17 protein-coding genes are annotated in these 17,965 nt (G+C 68.9%); 8 read left to right on the top strand and 9 right to left on the bottom strand.

Annotated elements, in window-relative coordinates:
- The first annotated feature begins 19 nt into the window (after positions 1-19).
- From trpC to lexA, 4 genes are all read left to right on the top strand, one after another.
- Positions 20-811 (top strand): indole-3-glycerol phosphate synthase TrpC, encoded by a 792-nt coding sequence (gene trpC / locus LZ686_RS09695; RefSeq protein ID WP_349547627.1) that lies wholly within the window; start codon positions 20-22, stop codon positions 809-811.
- Complete coding sequence (gene moaC / locus LZ686_RS09690) at positions 808-1,281, top strand: cyclic pyranopterin monophosphate synthase MoaC (protein WP_045980825.1); 474 nt, start codon at positions 808-810, stop codon at positions 1,279-1,281. The genes trpC and moaC overlap by 4 nt, the downstream gene beginning before the upstream one ends.
- Positions 1,278-2,459, top strand: a complete 1,182-nt coding sequence (locus tag LZ686_RS09685) for a molybdopterin molybdotransferase MoeA (protein ID WP_349547626.1) — start codon at positions 1,278-1,280, stop codon at positions 2,457-2,459. The genes moaC and LZ686_RS09685 overlap by 4 nt, the downstream gene beginning before the upstream one ends.
- A gap of 89 nt (positions 2,460-2,548) precedes the next feature.
- On the top strand, positions 2,549-3,265 hold the full coding sequence (lexA, locus tag LZ686_RS09680; RefSeq protein ID WP_045980823.1) for a transcriptional repressor LexA: 717 nt from the start codon (positions 2,549-2,551) through the stop codon (positions 3,263-3,265).
- Between the two features lie 32 nt (positions 3,266-3,297).
- On the opposite strand, the gene hemC is transcribed toward lexA, so the two are convergent.
- Positions 3,298-4,236 (bottom strand): hydroxymethylbilane synthase, encoded by a 939-nt coding sequence (gene hemC, locus LZ686_RS09675; protein WP_349547625.1) that lies wholly within the window; start codon positions 4,234-4,236, stop codon positions 3,298-3,300.
- Positions 4,237-4,310: 74 nt separating this feature from the next.
- Between hemC and hemE the strand changes: the two genes are divergently transcribed.
- On the top strand, positions 4,311-5,339 hold the full coding sequence (gene hemE / locus LZ686_RS09670) for a uroporphyrinogen decarboxylase (protein WP_349375077.1): 1,029 nt from the start codon (positions 4,311-4,313) through the stop codon (positions 5,337-5,339).
- On the opposite strand, the gene LZ686_RS09665 is transcribed toward hemE, so the two are convergent.
- The 6 genes from LZ686_RS09665 to LZ686_RS09640 form a co-directional block, all read right to left on the bottom strand.
- Positions 5,336-6,328, bottom strand: coding sequence for an SPOR domain-containing protein (locus LZ686_RS09665; protein ID WP_349547624.1), 993 nt, complete (start codon positions 6,326-6,328; stop codon positions 5,336-5,338). The genes hemE and LZ686_RS09665 overlap by 4 nt on opposite strands.
- 69 nt (positions 6,329-6,397) lie before the next feature.
- Complete coding sequence (gene upp / locus LZ686_RS09660) at positions 6,398-7,027, bottom strand: uracil phosphoribosyltransferase (protein WP_197054767.1); 630 nt, start codon at positions 7,025-7,027, stop codon at positions 6,398-6,400.
- Positions 7,027-7,992, bottom strand: coding sequence for an adenosine deaminase (locus tag LZ686_RS09655; protein ID WP_349547660.1), 966 nt, complete (start codon positions 7,990-7,992; stop codon positions 7,027-7,029). Before LZ686_RS09655 ends, upp begins: the two co-directional genes overlap by 1 nt.
- On the bottom strand, positions 7,983-9,161 hold the full coding sequence (locus LZ686_RS09650) for a phosphopentomutase (protein ID WP_349547623.1): 1,179 nt from the start codon (positions 9,159-9,161) through the stop codon (positions 7,983-7,985). The genes LZ686_RS09655 and LZ686_RS09650 overlap by 10 nt, the downstream gene beginning before the upstream one ends.
- Positions 9,158-10,441 carry a thymidine phosphorylase gene (locus LZ686_RS09645; RefSeq protein ID WP_349547622.1) on the bottom strand — a complete coding sequence of 428 codons (1,284 nt, stop codon included), beginning with the start codon at positions 10,439-10,441 and terminating at the stop codon, positions 9,158-9,160. Before LZ686_RS09645 ends, LZ686_RS09650 begins: the two co-directional genes overlap by 4 nt.
- Positions 10,438-10,836, bottom strand: a complete 399-nt coding sequence (locus LZ686_RS09640) for a cytidine deaminase (RefSeq protein WP_349547621.1) — start codon at positions 10,834-10,836, stop codon at positions 10,438-10,440. Before LZ686_RS09640 ends, LZ686_RS09645 begins: the two co-directional genes overlap by 4 nt.
- A 142-nt stretch (positions 10,837-10,978) precedes the next feature.
- On the opposite strand from LZ686_RS09640, the gene LZ686_RS09635 reads away from it, so the two are divergent.
- On the top strand, positions 10,979-13,258 hold the full coding sequence (locus LZ686_RS09635; RefSeq protein ID WP_252930510.1) for an NADP-dependent malic enzyme: 2,280 nt from the start codon (positions 10,979-10,981) through the stop codon (positions 13,256-13,258).
- 174 nt (positions 13,259-13,432) lie between these two features.
- Positions 13,433-15,319 carry a propionyl-CoA synthetase gene (locus LZ686_RS09630; RefSeq protein ID WP_349547620.1) on the top strand — a complete coding sequence of 629 codons (1,887 nt, stop codon included), beginning with the start codon at positions 13,433-13,435 and terminating at the stop codon, positions 15,317-15,319.
- On the opposite strand, the gene aroA is transcribed toward LZ686_RS09630, so the two are convergent.
- A complete protein-coding gene (gene aroA / locus LZ686_RS09625; RefSeq protein WP_349547619.1) occupies positions 15,316-16,647 on the bottom strand; it encodes a 3-phosphoshikimate 1-carboxyvinyltransferase in 1,332 nt (443 codons plus the stop codon). The genes LZ686_RS09630 and aroA overlap by 4 nt on opposite strands.
- A gap of 119 nt (positions 16,648-16,766) precedes the next feature.
- Here aroA and LZ686_RS09620 point away from each other — a divergent pair, with 119 nt between their 5' ends.
- The gene (locus LZ686_RS09620) at positions 16,767-17,480 is read left to right on the top strand and encodes a DNA alkylation repair protein (protein WP_349547618.1); all 714 of its coding nucleotides are present in this window, start codon (positions 16,767-16,769) and stop codon (positions 17,478-17,480) included.
- Here the strand turns inward: LZ686_RS09620 and LZ686_RS09615 are convergent.
- Positions 17,468-17,947 (bottom strand): hypothetical protein, encoded by a 480-nt coding sequence (locus LZ686_RS09615; protein WP_045999307.1) that lies wholly within the window; start codon positions 17,945-17,947, stop codon positions 17,468-17,470. The two genes, LZ686_RS09620 and LZ686_RS09615, sit on opposite strands and share 13 nt — an antisense overlap.
- Between the last annotated feature and the right edge of the window lie 18 nt (positions 17,948-17,965).

The following is a 17,965-nucleotide window of genomic DNA, read 5'->3' as shown; positions in this document are numbered from 1 at the left end:
GTGGGGATAGAACGGGGGCATGGATATTCTGGACAAGATCAAGGCCTACAAGCTGGAAGAGATCGCCGCCGCCAAGGCCGCGCGTCCGCTGGCCGACCTCGACGCGCAGGCCCGTGCGGCCGACGCCCCCCGCGGCTTTGCCCGCGCGCTGGACCGGGCCGCAGCCGGCGGCCCCGCCCTGATCGCCGAGATCAAGAAGGCCAGCCCGTCCAAGGGCCTGATCCGGCCCGATTTCGATCCGCCGTCGCTGGCCCGTGCCTATCAGGCGGGCGGCGCGGCCTGCCTGTCGGTGCTGACCGACGGCCCCAGCTTTCAGGGCGCGCCCGCGTTCCTGACGGCCGCGCGCGCCGCCTGCGACCTGCCGGCGCTGCGCAAGGATTTCCTCTACGACACCTATCAGGTGACCGAGGCCAGGGCCTTGGGCGCGGATTGCATCCTGATCATCATGGCCTCGGTCGACGACGCCCAGGCCCGCGACCTGGAGGATGCTGCTATGAGCTGGGGCATGGATGTCCTGATCGAGGTGCATGACGCGCCCGAACTGGACCGCGCCCTGTGCCTGAAATCACCGTTGATCGGCGTGAACAACCGCAATCTCAAGACCTTCGACGTCACACTTGACGTAACGCGCGACCTTGCACCGCGCATCCCCGACGACCGCCAGCTGGTTTGCGAAAGCGGGCTGTTCACCCCGGCGGACCTGGGCGCGATGATGCAGACCGGCGCGCGGCGCTTCCTGATCGGGGAAAGCCTGATGCGTCAGGCCGACGTGACCGCGGCCACCCGCGCCATACTGGACGTTGCCGCATGACCCTGACGCATTTCGACGCCGCTGGTCAGGCGCATATGGTCGACATCTCGGCCAAGTCCGAAACCGCGCGCGAGGCCGTGGCCACGGGCTGCGTGATCATGACACCGGAAACGCTATCCCTGGCGCAGGGGGGCGCGGCCAAGGGCGACGTGCTGGGCGTGGCGCGCCTGGCGGGCATCATGGGCGCAAAGCGCACTGCCGATCTGATCCCGCTGTGCCATCCGCTAGCGCTGGCCAAGGTCGCGGTCGACCTTGTGGCCGATCCAGACCTGCCCGGTATCCGCGTCACCGCGACCGTCCGCACCACCGGCCGCACCGGGGTCGAGATGGAGGCGCTGACCGCCGTCACGACCGCTTGCCTTACCGTATACGACATGCTGAAGGCGGCGCAGAAGTCGATGGAAATTCAGGACATCCGCCTGCTGCGCAAGGACGGCGGCAAGTCCGGCCCCTACGAGGCGCCGCGATGATCTCTGTCGCCGAGGCCCTTGAACGCGTTCTGGCGCTTGCCAACCCGCCGCGCCCCGAGGTTGTGTCCCTGGCCGACGCCCATGGCCGCGCCCTGCTGCAGCCCGCCGTGTCCCGGCTGACCCAGCCACCCTTCGACGCGTCCGCGATGGACGGCTATGCGATGCGGGCGGCCGATCTGGACGACGCCCTGACTGTGATCGGCACCAGCGCGGCAGGCCATCCGTGGGGCGGCACTGCCCGCCCGGGCACCGCCATCCGCATCTTCACCGGCGCACCGGTCCCGCAAGGCTTTGACCATGTCGAACTGCAGGAGAACGTGGACCGCGACGGCGACGTGATCCGCGTTGTGACCCGATCCGGGGGCAGCAACATCCGGGCGCGCGGCAACGACTTTGCGCAAGGCGATAACGTCGCGCCGGGGATCGTCCTGGGCGCCGCTCATATCGGTCTGCTGGCCGCGATGAACGTCGACAATGTCACGGTCGCCGCGCGCCCCCGCGTCGCCATCTTGGCGGGCGGCGATGAATTGGTTCCCCCTGGCACGGACCCTGCGGAGGGTCAGATCATCAGCTCGAACGGCCTGGCCATTGCGGCCATGGTCCGTGATGCGGGCGGCGAGCCGCACATCCTGCCAATCGCCCGCGACACCGAGGACAGCCTGCGTGCCAGTTTCCGCGCGGCGGCGGACGCGGATCTGCTGGTCACCATCGGCGGCGCATCGGTCGGCGACCACGACCTGATCGGCAAGATCGCGCAGGAACACGGTATCGAACAGGCCTTTTACAAGGTCGCGCTGCGTCCCGGCAAGCCGCTGATGGCGGGCCGGATGGCGAAAGGCGCCATGCTGGGCCTGCCAGGAAATCCCGTATCGGCAATGGTTTGCGCGGTTCTGTTCATGCAGCCGCTGATCCGCGCGATGCAGGGGCTTCCGGCGGATGCGCCGTTGCGCAAGGCAAGGCTGGCCCATGACCTGCCGGCTGAAGGACCCCGTCAGCATTACCTGCGGGCGACATTGGCTGCGGGCGAGGACCTGCCCCTGATCGCGCCCTTCGCGGATCAGGATTCGGCACGGCTGGCGCTGATGGCACAGGCGAATGCACTGCTGGTTCGTCCGCCGCATGATCCGGCCAGATCGGCAGGCGATCTGGTCGATTACATTCCCCTTGCCGCTAGTTAACTGTTTTTTCACCCTTTCACGGTCAACTGATTGACGCGATTCTGTGGATAAGCTAGAACAGACGCGGAACACGAAGAAAAGGGCGGGCCATGTTGACGAAAAAGCAGATCCAACTGCTTGAGTTCATCCAGAGGCGGATGGCGCGGGACGGCGTGCCGCCTTCCTTCGACGAGATGAAGGATGCTTTGGACCTGCGGTCCAAGTCCGGCATCCACAGGCTGGTGACCGCGCTGGAAGAGCGAGGCTTCATCCGGCGCCTGCCGCACCGTGCCCGCGCGCTCGAGGTGCTTCGCCTGCCCGACGCCCTGTCCCACCTGACCGACGCCGCCCCCGAGGAGACGCGTCCGGCCTTCACGCCGCGCGTCATCTCGAACACGCGCCCCGCCCGCCCGCGCGGCGCCATGACGGTCGTCGACAGCCCTGCGGTTCAGTTGCCCCTGATGGGCCGTATCGCCGCCGGTGTGCCGATCGAGGCGATTTCGGAAGTGTCGCACCATGTCGCGGTGCCGGGAACGATGCTGTCGGGCCGTGAACATCATTACGCGCTTGAGGTGACCGGCGATTCGATGATCGAGGCCGGCATCAACGATGGCGATGTCGTGGTGATCCGCGAACAGGACACCGCAGAGACGGGCGACATCATCGTGGCCTTGGTGGACAATCAGGAAGCCACCCTGAAACGCTATCGCCGCAAAGGATCGATGATCGCGCTGGAGGCCGCCAATCCGGCCTACGAGACGCGTCTTCTTCCCGAGGACCGCGTGCGCATCCAGGGCCGGCTGGTCGGACTGATCCGCAGCTATTGACTCGCTTGCCGGGGCTGTGCCCCGGCATATCCTCAGGCGATCAGAAAGCCGGGTCCGGCGCGGGACAGCAGTTCCTCCGCCAGATCCGTGCCCATGGCCGCACCATTCGACGCAAGACCATCACGGACACCGGCGACGACCTCGCTGCCATCCGGGCGCAGGATTTCACCACGCAGCGTCATGCAGTCGCCATCCAGCGTGGCAAGCCCCGCAATGGGCGTCTGGCAGGATCCGTCCAAACGGCGCAGGAACGCGCGCTCTGCCTCGATCCGCAGCGCCGTTAGCGGATCGTTGATCGACGACAGCAGCATCGCACAGCCCTGATCGTCGGCACGGCGCTCGATGCCGATGGCCCCCTGTGCGACAGCGGGCAGCATCTCGTCCGGATCGATGGCGCTTTGGGCGACATGACGCATGTCCAGCCGCGACAGTCCTGCCATTGCCAGGAAGGTCGCCACGGCCACCCCGTCTGCAAGCTTCTGCAGGCGCGTCTGCACATTCCCCCGGAATTCCACCAACTGCAGATCGGGACGACGGTGTGCCAATTGTGCGCGCCGGCGCAGGCTGGAGGAACCAACGACCGCCCCCTGCGGCAGCGCGCTGATCGAGGCCACGTGCGGGCTGACAAAGGCGTCCCGGACATCCTCCCGCGGCAGAAGGCAGTCGATGATCAAGCCGTCCGGTTGCAGCGTGGGCATGTCCTTCATCGAATGCACGGCGATGTCGATCGCGCCCTCGGTCAGGGCCTCCTCGATCTCGCGGGTGAACAGGCCCTTGCCGCCGATCTGCGACAGGGGGCGGTCCAGGACGCGGTCGCCGGTTGTCTTGATCGGAATGATCTGGAACGCGTCCTGCGGCAGGCCATGCGCAGCCATCAGGCGATCGCGCGTCTCATGGGCCTGCGCCAAGGCCAGGACCGATCCGCGCGTGCCGATCCGAAGCGGTCGGGTGGGAGTGGGCATCTGTGTCATGCGCCACGGCATAGCCGCCGGGGCTGCGCTTGACAACGCCTGTCGCCTGACCTTCAAGGGGCGCAGGAGGCCCCATGACCAAACTTCTGCTGCGCGCCCTGGCCGGCGAGACCCTGCCCACCCCGCCGATCTGGATGATGCGTCAAGCCGGGCGTTATCTGCCGGAATACCGTGCGACACGCGCGCAGGCGGGCGATTTCCTGTCGCTCTGCTACAATCCCGACCTTGCCGCCGAGGTCACGCTGCAGCCGATCCGCCGCTTTGGCTTTGATGCCGCGATCCTTTTTGCCGACATCCTGCTGATCCCCCAGGCCCTGGGCGCCGACCTGTGGTTCGTCACCGGAGAGGGACCGCGGCTGTCCACCGTGACCAGCGCGTCGGATTTGGCGCAGCTGAAACCGGCGGATCAGGTCGATGCGCAGCTGGCACCTGTCTATGAGACGCTGCGGATCCTGTCGCGCGAACTGCCGCGGGAAACCGCCCTGATCGGCTTTGCCGGCGCGCCATGGACGGTCGCGACCTACATGGTCGCGGGCCGCGGCACCAAGGATCAGGGACCGGCGCATCTGCTGAAGGATCAGGACCGCGCGACATTCGCCGCGTTGATCGACCTGATCACGGATGCGACGATCCATTACCTGTCACGCCAGATCGAGGCCGGGGCCGAAGTCGTCAAGCTGTTCGACAGCTGGGCCGGCAGCCTGAAGGGCCAGGATTTCGACGACTTCGCGATCGCTCCGGCCAAGCGGATCATCGCCGCGCTGAAGGCGCGTCATCCCGGCGTGCCTGTCATCGCATTCCCCCGTGAGGCGGGCGAGCGTTATGTCGGGTTTCGGGCGGCGGTCGGAGCCGACTGCGTCGCGCTGGACAATTCGGTGTCGACCGATTGGGCCGCCCGCCACGTCCAGACCGAGGGCTGCGTCCAAGGCAACATGGACCCGCGGCACATGGTCACGGGCGGGCCCGAGCTGGTGGCCGAGGCGCAGCGCATCACCCGTGCCCTGCGCGGCGGGCCGCATGTCTTCAACCTGGGCCACGGGATCACGCCGGACGCGGATCCCGACAACGTCGCCCGGATGATCGAGGCGGTGCGCAGCGCCTAGCGCGCCACCGCCTTGGGATAGCCGTTCGCGCGCAAATCGTTCAGTGCGGCAATTAGCGACTGACGGTCGGTGAACGGTCCCGCCATGATCAGCCTCAGGGGTTTCGATCCATCGTTGGTGCGGCCCTGCCCCGTCGGATAGCCTCGCGCGGCCAGCGCCCGCAGTACGATCATCGCATTCCCTTCCTCGCCATAGGCACCGACCTGGACGTAGCGGGCGGATGCCGGGATCATTTCGGGGCCCGGCGCCGTGGTCTGCCTTGGCGCCGTGACTACAGGCTTCGCGGCAACGGGCGCCGCGACTGCGGGCGCAGCGGCTCGCCGGGCAGGTGCCCGCGGTGCCGCGGCGGCGGTCCTGGTCACCGGCAGTGATGGTGCGACGGCCGGTTCTGGTTGACTGCGGGCGGCCGCAGCACCGGGCGTCAGCGCTGCGGTCGCCGAGGTCGCACGCATTCCGGGACAAAGGCCAAGGGTGGACCCCTGCGCCAAACCCGAGGGATCCGGCTTGTAGCCAAGGCGGGCGCACAGTTCGGGGCTGCCCGAAAGGCCAGACGCCTCGCGCAGCGCGGGCGCCATGGTCAGCGCATCCTGCAGCGCGGTCTGGATCGGGTCCGGGACCCGCGACGGGGCCGGTTCGGTGCGCGTCTCGGCCGTGGCCGGATCGGCGGCCCATTCGCCGGGACGCAGGTCGCGCGACAGCTGTTCCAGCAGCAGCGTCTCGACATCCGGGGGCGGTGCCTGGGTCAGCGGCAGCGCGCGTTCCGTCAGCGGATCGGTGCGCCGCACGGCAAGGCTGGGGGGAAAGCCGCATAGGCCCTGTCCCTGCCCGTCCTGACGTGCGGTCCAGCCCGCGCCGTCACGCGCAAAGACGCAGCCGTTTCCGTCGATATACTGTGCCCCCGCAAAGCTGTCGGGGGGCGGAGGGGTCGGGGCGGCCTGCGCCGCCCCGCCCAGCAAAAGCATCGCCAAGACCCGCAATTGCCCGATCATCTGCCATCCATTCCGTTGTTCTGAACCAGACCTAGCGCAGAACCGTGAAACGGCGGTTAACGGGCGGCCTTATTTCGTACCGAACATCCGGTCGCCTGCATCGCCCAGGCCGGGTACGATATAGCCATGATCGTCCAGACGGTCGTCCAGCGCGGCGGTAAAGATCGGCACGTCGGGATGCGCCTGTCGCATCCGTTCGACGCCTTCGGGGGCGGCCAGCAGGCACAGGAAGCGCATGTTCTTGGCGCCGCGCTCCTTCAGCATGTCGATGGCCGCAACCGACGAATTGCCCGTGGCCAGCATCGGGTCCACCACGATGGTCATCCGCGCGTCCAGTTCGCGCGGCACCTTGCAGTAGTATTCGACCGGCTTCAGCGTCTCGGGGTCGCGATAGAGGCCGACAAAGCCCACGCGCGCGCCGGGGATCAGCTCCAGAATGCCGTCCATCAGCCCGTTTCCGGCCCGCAGGATCGAGATCAGGGCCAGCTTCTTGCCCTCCAGCGTGGGGGCCTCCATCTCGCACATGGGCGTCTCGATGTGCATGGTGGTCAGTTCCAGCTCTCGCGTGACCTCATAGGCCAGAAGCAGGCTGATCTCTCGCAGAAGGCGGCGGAAACCGGCGGTGGACACCTCTTTCTGGCGCATGATCGACAGCTTGTGCTGAACCAGCGGGTGGTCGACGACGGTCAGGTGTTGCATCAGGCGAATTCCTTTTTCAGGCGGTCGCGGGTGGACGCATCGCAGAACGCGGCGTCGGCAGCCCACTGGTTGATCTGTCGGAACTCGGTATCGCCCCAGCCAAAGGTCGACGCAAGCCGATCGTACTCATGGCGCATCGTCGTGTGGAAGAACGGCGGATCGTCGGTGGACACGGTGACCCGCACCCCGGCATCGGCCAGCCGCGCGATGGGATGGGCGCCCCAGGACGGATAGACCCCAAGCGCAATGTTCGATCCCGGACACACCTCCAGCGTCACGCCGCGCTCGACCAAGTCGCGCACCAGCGCAGGGTCGTCGATCGCCTGCACGCCATGCCCGATGCGGGTGCAGCCCAGGTCCAGCGCCTGCCGGACGCTGTCGGGGCCGCCCCATTCGCCTGCATGGCAGGTCAGGCCCAACCCGGCCTCTGCCGCGCAGTCAAAGCTCCAGGCGTAATCGGTGGCCCGGCCGACCTGTTCGGCCCCGCCCATGCCGAAGCCGGTGATCCAGCCGCCCGCGGTCTCGGCAGCACAGCGCGCGGTTTTGCGCGCACGATCCGCGCCGAAGTGACGGATCGCGGTGACGATGCCGCGGCTGTCGATGCCGTCCGCCCGGGCGCGGTCCGCGACCTCGGTCATCGCGGCCAGATGATCGCGCCAGGCCGACAGGTCCGCACCGCCGCAGAACTCCGGCGAGACGAACAGTTCCGCATAGACCACGCCCTCCTCGGCGCAGCGGTCCAGCACCTCGGCCAGCAGGCAGGCATAGTCGCGCGGGCCGTTGATGACGCTGGTCGCGGCCTCGTAGCAGCGCAGGAAGCCCGGAAAGTCGTCATAGGCGTAATGCCCGCGCTCATCGAAGACGCCGGACAGGTCGGCGCGTTTTTCCTGAGCCAGGCCGCGGATGAAATCGGGGGGCGCGGCACCCTCCAGATGCAGGTGCAGTTCGATCTTCTTCATAGGAATGATGTCCCGTGTCGGGGGGCGGGCAGCCCCAGATGCGCAAGGATCGAGGCGCCGATATCGGCAAAGCCCACCTGCCCCACGCCGCGCACGCCCGCGCCCCAGCCCAGCACGGGGGCGCGCTCGCGGGTGTGGTCGGTGCCGGACCAGGACGGGTCATTGCCGTGATCGGCGGTGAAGATCGCCAGATCGCCAGGCGACAGCGTCGCCAGGAACCTCCCCGCGACACCGTCGAACCATTCGAGTTGCGCGGCATAGCCGGGAATGTCCCGCCTGTGGCCGAAATTGGTGTCGAATTCGACGAAGTTGGCGAATGTCAGGCTGCCGGCTTCGGCATGGGTGCCAAGCCGGACCAGGTGTTCGGCCAGGGCCGCGTCATCTTCGCCCTTGTGCAGGCGGGTGATGCCGCGATGGCTGAAGATGTCGCCGATCTTGCCGATGGCATGGGTGACCCGGCCCGCACCCTGCGCGATGTCCAGGATGGTGTCGCCCGGCGGCGCGATCGCGAAATCGCGGCGGTTGCCGGTGCGACGGAACGCGCCTGGTTGGCCAACAAAGGGGCGCGCGATGACCCGGCCCACGCGCATCGCGTGCAGCATCGGTGACAGATCGCGACACAGCGCGATCAGGCGGTCCAGGCCGAACGCCTCCTCATGTGCCGCGATCTGCAGCACGCTGTCAGCCGAGGTATAGCAGATCGGCCAGCCGGTCTGCAGATGCCGGGCGCCGAAGTCGTCGATGACCTGCGTGCCAGATGCGTGGCAATTGCCCAGGATGCCGTCGGTCCCTGCCAGCTGGCAGATCCGCGCGGTCACGTCGGCAGGAAAGGCGGGGTCGGCGTCGGGGAAATAAGTCCAATCCCACGGCACGGGGACGCCCGCGATCTCCCAGTGGCCGGAGGGGGTGTCCTTGCCGCGCGACACCTCGGATGCCGCACCCCACAGGCCGCGGGGTTCGGCGCCCAGACCCGGTGCATCCGTGCCCGAGGCCAGCCGCACCGCCGCCCCAAGCCCCAGCCCGTCCAGCACAGGCATCCGCAGCGGACGCGCCTGCGCGATATGCCCGACGGTGTTCGTACCGGTATCGGGGCGACCGTCGTTGAAGAAGGCGTGGGCATCGGGCGCGCCGCCGATGCCCACGCTGTCCATGACGATCAGGAACGCCCGGCTCATGCGCCGATCCGGTCGCGGATCAGTGGGCCGGGCTGGCCGTCGCCCAAGACATAGGCGGCCTGCACGGCGGCGATGGCCACCTGTGCCGCCGTGTCGTCGGCGGCGTGGACCATGCCCAGGGGGCGGTCGGGGCCGACCTCCTCTCCCAGCTTGGCCAGGCGGTCCAGGCCCACGCGGTGGTCGATCGCCTCGGCCGCGCGCACACGTCCGCCGCCAAGCGCCAGCACCGCGTGGCCAAGCGCGGTCACGTCGATGCGCCCCACGCGCCCCGCGTCGGGCGCGGGAATGGGCAGGATCAGCGGCGCGCGGGCCAGATGCGCCTCGGGGCGGTCCAGCAGGTCGCGCGGTCCGCCCTGGGCCGCGACCATGCGGCCGAACACCTCGGCCGCGGCGCCGCTGTCCAGCGTGTCGGCCAGACCGTCCGCGGACCGTCCCGCCAGCGTCAGGCATTCCGCCGCCAGCGCCAGCGTCAGGTCGCGCAGCGCCCCGGCCTCGCCCCGCAGGGCGCGGATCGCCTCGTGGATCTCCAGCGCATTGCCGGCGCTGCGGGCCAGTGGCTGATCCATGTCGGTGATGAAGGCAGAGGTGCGGCAGCCCGCCCCGTTCGCGGTCTCGACCAGGGCCTGGGCCAGCCGGCCGGCGCTGTCGGCCTTCTTCAGGATGGCGCCCGACCCCGCCTTTACGTCCAGGACCAGCGCATCCAGCCCCGCCGCCAGCTTCTTCGACAGGATCGACGCGGTGATCAGGTCGATCGATTCCACTGTCCCCGATTCGTCGCGGATCGCGTACAGGCGACGGTCCGCAGGGGCCACGTCGCCCGTGGCCGCCACGATCGCGCAGCCGATGGTGCGCACGATGCGGCGAAAGTCATCCTCCGGCTGGTCGCACAAATAGCCGGGGATCGCCTCCAGCTTGTCCAGCGTGCCACCCGTATGGCCCAGGCCGCGACCCGAGATCATCGGTACGAACACCCCGCGCGCGGCCAGAAGCGGCGCCAGCACCAGCGACACCGTATCGCCGATGCCGCCGGTCGAATGCTTGTCCACCACCGGACCCGACAGGTCCCATTGCAGGACATGCCCCGAATCGCGCATGGCGCGCGTCAGCGCCACGCGGCCCGCCGGTCCGACGCCCTTGGTCAGCACCGCCATCGCAAAGGCACCCGCCTGCGCGTCGCTGACCGACCCGTCGGCCAGCCCCTGCGCGATCAGCGCCGCGCCCGGCCCGTCTAGGCCCCGCCCGTCGTGGATCGCCGATATGACAGGACGCGGATCCGTCATGTGCGCGCCATGTGGCCCGCGTCGAACCGGCCGGGCAGCAGGTCGCCCACGGTCGTGTGCATCTGCGCGCCGTCGGTCGTGGCCAGCAGGACCGACACCTCTGCGGATGCGAATTCAGCCAGCTTCTGGCGGCAGCCGCCGCAGGGCGGCACGGGGGTCGGGCTGTCGGCGATGACGGCGACCTCGATCAGCTGCGTCTCACCGGCGGCGACCATCGCGGCGATGGCCCCGGCCTCGGCGCAGGTGCCTTCGGGATAGGCCACGTTCTCGACGTTGCAGCCGCGATAGACGGTGCCCGACGCGCCGCGGATGGCCGCGCCGACCTTGAATTTCGAATAGGGCACATAGGCCCGTTCGCGCACGTCGCGCGCCGCATCCAGCAATGACGTCGTCATGGTTCACCCCGTTCGATCTGGCCGCCAATCTGCGCCCGCGGACGGGGTTGTGCAAGACGCGCGCGGGCGCGCAGAACCCCGCTGTTCCCCGACGTCAGAATGGTTTAACGGTAAACCAATTCCGAAACCGGAGGGGCGAAAGATGGAAGACCGCAGGCAGGACAGCGCAAGACAGGCCGCGCTGGATTATCACGAGTTCCCGCGACCGGGCAAACTGGAGATCCGCGCGACCAAGCCGATGGCCAATGGCCGCGACCTGGCCCGCGCCTATTCCCCCGGCGTCGCCGAAGCCTGCCTGGAGATCAAGGCCGATCCCGCAACCGCCGCACGCTATACCACCAAGGGCAACCTGGTGGCCGTCATCTCGAACGGCACGGCCGTCCTGGGCCTGGGCAACATCGGCGCGCTGGCCTCCAAGCCGGTGATGGAGGGCAAGGCGGTCCTGTTCAAGAAATTCGCCAACATCGACTGCTTCGACATCGAGGTGAACGAGCCCGATCCGGTCAAGCTGGCCGAGATCGTCTGCGCGCTGGAGCCGACCTTCGGCGCGGTGAACCTGGAGGACATCAAGGCCCCCGACTGCTTCATCGTCGAACAGATCTGCCGCGAGCGGATGAACATCCCGGTCTTTCACGACGACCAGCACGGCACCGCCATCGTGGTGGGCGCGGCCGCGACCAATGCGCTGCGCATCGCCGGCAAGCGGTTCGAGGACATCAAGATCGTCTCGACCGGCGGCGGGGCGGCGGGCATCGCCTGCCTGAACATGCTGCTGAAACTGGGCGTCAAGCGCGAGAACGTCTGGCTGTGCGACATCCACGGCCTGGTCCATGAGGGCCGCGACATCGACATGAACCCGCAGAAGGCCGCCTATGCCCAAGCCTCGGACAAGCGCAGCCTGACCGAGGTGATCGACGGTGCCGACCTGTTCCTGGGCCTGTCCGGTCCGGGCGTCCTGACGCCCGAGATGGTCGGCCGCATGGCCCCGCGCCCGATCATCTTCGCGCTGGCGAACCCGAACCCGGAAATCGACCCCGACGCGGCCCGCGCCGTTGCCCCCGACGCGATCATCGCCACCGGACGCAGCGATTTCCCGAACCAGGTCAACAACGTCCTGTGCTTCCCCTTCATCTTCCGCGGCGCGCTGGACGTCGGCGCGACCACCATCAACGACGAGATGAAGATCGCCTGCATCGAGGGCATCGCCGCCCTGGCCCGCGCGACCACCGCGGCCGAGGCCGCCGCGGCCTATCGCGGCGAGACGCTGACCTTCGGCGCCGACTATCTGATCCCCAAGCCCTTCGATCCGCGCCTGATGGGCGTCGTGTCATCCGCCGTGGCCCGCGCCGCGATGGAGACGGGCGTTGCGACCCGGCCCCTGGACGACATGGCCGCCTACAAGCAGAAGCTGGACGGGTCGGTCTTCCGATCGGCGCTGATCATGCGCCCGGTCTTCGAGGCCGCGGCCACCGCCACGCGCCGCATCGTCTTTGCCGAGGGCGAGGACGAACGTGTCCTGCGCGCCGCCAACGCCATGCTGGAGGAGACGACCGACGTCCCGATTCTGATCGGCCGCCCCGACGTGATCGCCACCCGCGCCGAACGCGCGGGCCTGCCGATCCGCCCGGATGTCGACTTCGAAATCGTGAACCCCGAGAACGACCCCCGCTATCGCGACTATTGGGAAACGTATCACGGCATCATGGCGCGGCGCGGGGTCAGCCCCGACATCGCCCGCGCGATCATGCGCACGAACACCACCGCCATCGGCGCCGTCATGGTGCACCGGGCCGAGGCCGACAGCCTGATCTGCGGTACGTTCGGACAGTACAGCTGGCACCTGCAATACGTGCGCCAGATCCTGGCCCGCGACGGGCTGCACCCGGTTGGCGCACTGTCGATGATCATCCTGGAAGACGGGCCGCTGTTCATCGCGGACACCCAGTGCCACAACGACCCCACGCCCCAGCAGGTGATGGAGACGGTGATGGGCGCCGCGCGGCACGTCCGCCGGTTCGGCCTGACGCCCAAGATCGCCCTGTGCAGCCATTCGCAGTTCGGCAACACCGACAGCTATTCCGGCCGCAAGATGCGCGACGCCCTGGCGCTGCTGGACGCACGCGAGCCCGACTTCATGTATGACGGCGAGATGCATGTGGACGCGGCCCTGGACCCCGAGCTGCGCGAACGCATCTTCCCGACCTCGCGGCTGCAGGGTGTGGCGAACGTGCTGGTCTTTGCGGGCACCGACGCCGCATCGGGTGTCCGCAACGCGCTGAAGATGCGCGCGGGCGGCCTGGAGGTCGGGCCGATCCTGATGGGCATGGGCAACCGCGCCCATATCGTGACACCCTCGATCACCACGCGCGGCCTGCTGAACATGTCGGTGCTGGCCGGCACGCCGGTCACGCATTACGGCTGATTCGCCGACATTTTTGCAAATATTGCGGCGCGGCAAAGGAGCCTTTGCCGAGCCGTTCTGTTTGCAAACCCGATCGCCGGATTTCTGCTAATCAGCGCATTGTCACGCCGCTAACAAGGTTGCGCGACGCCCCCCTTCCTGCGTAACAAAACCCAGGTTCAGGGAGGGGAGTCCATGTCCTATCAAGATCTCTACGCGCGCTGGAAGGCCGATCCCGAGGCGTTCTGGATGCAGGCCGCCGATGCCATCGACTGGACCCAGCCCCCAAGCCGCGCGCATTTCGACCAGGGCCCTGCCGGGGAATGGTTCGCCGATGGCATGGTGAACACCTGCTGGAACGCCATCGACCGCCATGTCGCGGCCGGTCACGGCGACCGCCTGGCGGTGATCCACGACAGCCCGATGACCGGCAGCGTCAGTCGCCTGACCTATGCCCAGCTGCAGGACCAGGTGGCCCGGCTGGCGGGTGTGCTGGCCGCGCGCGGCATCGGCAAGGGCGACCGAGTCATCATCTACATGCCGATGATCCCCGAGGCGCTGCAGGCGATGCTGGCCTGTGCCCGGATCGGGGCCATCCATTCGGTCGTCTTCGGCGGGTTCGCCGCGCATGAACTGGCGGTGCGCATCGACGACGCCAAGCCCCGCGCGATCATCGCCGCAAGCTGCGGGCTGGAGCCGGGTCGCGTCGTCCCCTACAAGCCGCTGATGGACCGCGCCATTGACGAGGCCGCCCACAAGCCGGACTTCACCATCGTGTTCCAGCGCCCCGAATGCGCGGCCGACATGGTGGCGGGCCGCGATCTGGACTGGCGCCAGGCGGTGGCGGACGCGCACCCCGTCGACTGCGTCCCGGTCGAGGGGAACCACCCGGCCTATATCCTCTACACCTCGGGGACGACGGGCCAGCCCAAGGGCGTCGTGCGCCATACCGCGGGGCATCTGGTCGCCCTGGCGTGGAGCGTGCCCAACATCTATGGCATCGGGCCGGGCGACGTGTTCTGGGTCGCGTCCGACGTGGGCTGGGTCGTGGGGCACAGCTATATCGTCTATGGGCCGCTGATCGCGGGCGCGACGACCGTGGTGTTCGAAGGCAAGCCCGTCGGCACCCCCGACGCGGGCACGTTCTGGCGGGTGATCGCGGATCACAAGGTCAAGTCCTTCTTCACCGCGCCCACCGCCATCCGTGCGGTAAAGCGCGACGACCCGGAGGGCCGGCTGGTCGGCAAGTACGACCTGTCCGGCCTGCAGGCCCTGTTCCTGGCAGGCGAACGCGCCGACCCCGACACCGTCACCTGGGCCGAGGATCGGGTCAAGGTTCCGGTGATCGACCACTGGTGGCAGACGGAGACCGGCTGGCCCATCGCGGCGAACCCCTTCGGCGCGGGGCTGATGCCCGTGAAAAAGGGCAGCCCGACCCTGCCCATGCCCGGCTACGACGTGCAGGTCCTGGACGAGGCGGGGCACCCGGTCGCACCCGGCACCCTGGGCGCGATCGCGATCAAGCTGCCCCTGCCGCCCGGCACCCTGCCCACGCTGTGGAACGCCGAGGATCGGTTCAACCGCGCCTATCTGCAGCATTTCCCCGGCTTCTATGAGACAGGCGATGCGGGTTACGTCGACGATGACGGCTATATCTGGATCATGGCCCGCACCGACGACGTCATCAACGTCGCGGGCCACCGCCTGTCGACGGGCAGCATGGAGGAGGTCCTGTCCAGCCATCCCGCCGTCGCGGAATGCGCGGTGATCGGGGTCGCCGATCCGCTGAAGGGACAGGCACCCCTGGGCCTTCTGTGCCTGAAGAAGGGGGTCGAGACCGAGCATGCCCAGGTCGTGGCCGAGGTGGTGCGCATGGTCCGCGACCGCATCGGGCCCGTCGCGGCCTTCAAGACCGCCTGCGTCGTTGACCGCCTGCCCAAGACGCGGTCGGGCAAGATCCTGCGCGCGACCATGGCCAAGATCGCCGATGGCGAGACGGTCAAGGCGCCCGCCACCATCGACGACCCCGCCATCCTGGACGAGATCCGCCGATCCCTGGCCGGGATCGGCTATCCCGCCTAGTCCAGCGTCGCGCCCAAGCGGGTCATCAGCGGCACGAAGTCGGGAAAGGATGTCGTGATCGGCCCCGCGTCGTCGATGGTGACGGGCTGCTGGGTCGCAAGGCCCAGGATCAGGAAGCTCATGGCAATGCGGTGGTCCAGATGGGTCACCGCATGGCCGCCGCCCGCCACCTGCGCCGCGCCGTGAACGGTCATGGTGTCGCGCGTGTCCTCGACCGTGACGCCGTTCGCGCGCAGGCCAACGGCCATCGCGTCGATCCGGTCGCTTTCCTTGACGCGCAGTTCCGCGACGCCGTTCATTACCGTGGTGCCTTCGGCGAACGCGGCGATCACCGACAGGATCGGGAATTCGTCGATCATGCTGGCCGCACGATCGGCCGGGACGGTCACGCCCTTCAGCGGGCCGTGGCGCACCAGCAGGTCGGCCACGGGCTCTCCGCCCTCCTCGCGCGGGTTCTCGAAGGTGATGTCGGCGCCCATCTCCAGCAGGGTCACGTACAGGCCGTCCCGCGTCGGGTTGCGGCTGACGCCCGGCACGCGAATTTCGGACCCCGGCACGATCAGCGCCGCAGCCACCGGAAAGGCCGCACTGGACGGATCGCGCGGCACGGCCACGGGCTGCGGGCGCAGTTCAGGGCGGCCGGTCAGGGTGATCTTGTGGCCGTCAGGCGTGGTCTCGGTCCGGATCTGCGCGCCGAACCCGGCCAGCATGCGTTCGGAATGATCGCGCGTCGGTTCGGATTCGATCACCACCGTGTCCCCCGGCGCATTCAGCCCGGCCAGCAGGATCGCCGACTTGATCTGGGCGCTGGCCACGGGCGTGCGATAGGTGACGGGCACCGGATCGGCCGCGCCCTGGATGGTGATGGGCAGACGCCCCCCCTCGCGCGCGGTGATCTGGGTGCCGAACTGCGACAGCGGGTCCGTCACCCGCGCCATCGGACGACGCGACAGGCTGGCGTCGCCGGTGAAGGTCACGCTGATCGGCGTGGTCGCGACCGCGCCCATGATCAGACGCACACCGGTGCCGGAATTGCCGCAATCGATCACCTCGGCCGGGCTGGAGAACCCACCCACGCCCACGCCATGCACCGACCAGTCCCCCGGCCCGTGCTGCGTCACCTGCGCGCCAAGCGCGCGCATGGCGCTGGCGGTGTCCAGAACGTCCTGGCCCTCCAGCAGACCGGTGATGCGCGTCTCTCCGACGGCCATCGCGCCCAGGATCAGGGCGCGGTGGCTGATCGACTTGTCCCCCGGCACCAGCGCCTCGCCCGACAGGGGGCCGGTGCGGCGGGCGGTCATCGGACGGGGGTCTGCGGAATGCGACATGGGCCTACCTCGTGGTTTTGCCGCGCCTTTTAGCCCGCCCGGCGCGCCCCTGCCACCATCATCTTGAGGCCGGCGCCCCCGCGCCCTAGAAGGGGGCCAATCACGGATTGGAGAATCCCATGCAGGAACTGGACCGGCTGCGCGACCTGGCCGACCCCGAACGCGCCGCCCGCGCCAGTGCACGCCACAAGCGTGATCGAGAGACCCTGGGCGTCACCCCCGCCGCGCTGGAGGAGGTCGTCGCCGAATGGCGCGCGGAACGCGATCTGGACGCGCGCATCGCGCTGGCCGAGGCGCTGTGGGACAGCGACGTCCACGAGGCCCGCCTGGCCGCCGCCCGCCTGCTGGTGCAGGCCCGGATGCGGCCCGACGACGCGGCCTGGGCCGCGATCATGGACTGGGCGCCGCAGATCGACGGGGCCGAGATCGACGATGCTGTGATGACCGCCGCCGCGCGGCGCGTGGTCGCCGATCCGACCCGTCTGGATCAGATCACGGCATGGGCCGGCAGCCGGAACCCGTGGCTGCGCCGGGGCGTGATGCTGGCCACGCTGCCCTGGGCCAAGATGAACAACCCCAAGCCCGAGGATCTGGAGATTCGGGAAAAGGTTCTGCAGCTGATGCTGCGCCTGGCGTCCGACCGTCACGGCGGCGTGCGTCAGGCGGCCAAGCTGTGGCTGCGCAACCTGGAAAAGCGCGACCCGGATCGCGTCGCCGTCTGGCACGGCGCCCACGAGGCGATGGCCGCGCCCGAACCGCAGCCTGAACCTCTGGCCGAGGACGCGCCGCAATCCGACGACGCGCCCCGCCCCGACGGCGATCAGGAGCGGTAGACTTCCAGCGTGGGCAGGTCGGTCAGCGGCACGCCCAGCAGCTGCAGCGCCGGCAGCGAGACCTGGCTGCCCGTGCCCGATCCCGACAGGGGCCGCAACTCGACCTGCGCCGACTTGCCCGTGGCGGGGTTCACGATGCGCCCCTGCACGGGCGCATCGACCAGGGGCGTCTTCATCCAGAACCCACCCTCGGACGGGTTGCCAAGCGATCCGACGGTCGTGCCAAGCCGCGTCTCGGCCGTCGCCGGGGCCTGGGCGGCGGCTACGCGCTGTTCGGGCGTCGTGGTGTCCAGCTGTGCGGGTGTCGCGCGTGCCGCAGGCCGGGGGCTGGGCGCGCGCGTCACGGCCGTCGCGGCCGCGGTCTGGGCCGCCGTCGCCTTGGGCGCTTCGGGCCGGTTCATCGTCGCGGCCATCTGGGTGCATCCGGCCAGCGACAGGCCCAGGACGGCAAGGGGGATCAGGCGCATCGGCGTCTCCTTCAATCA

It is taken from the genome of Paracoccus sp. NFXS7 (assembly GCF_040148865.1).
In the GTDB taxonomy this organism is placed as follows: domain Bacteria; phylum Pseudomonadota; class Alphaproteobacteria; order Rhodobacterales; family Rhodobacteraceae; genus Paracoccus; species Paracoccus marcusii.
The sequence above is the reverse complement of the archived record's forward strand: the minus strand, read 5'-3'. Positions and strand labels throughout refer to the sequence as shown.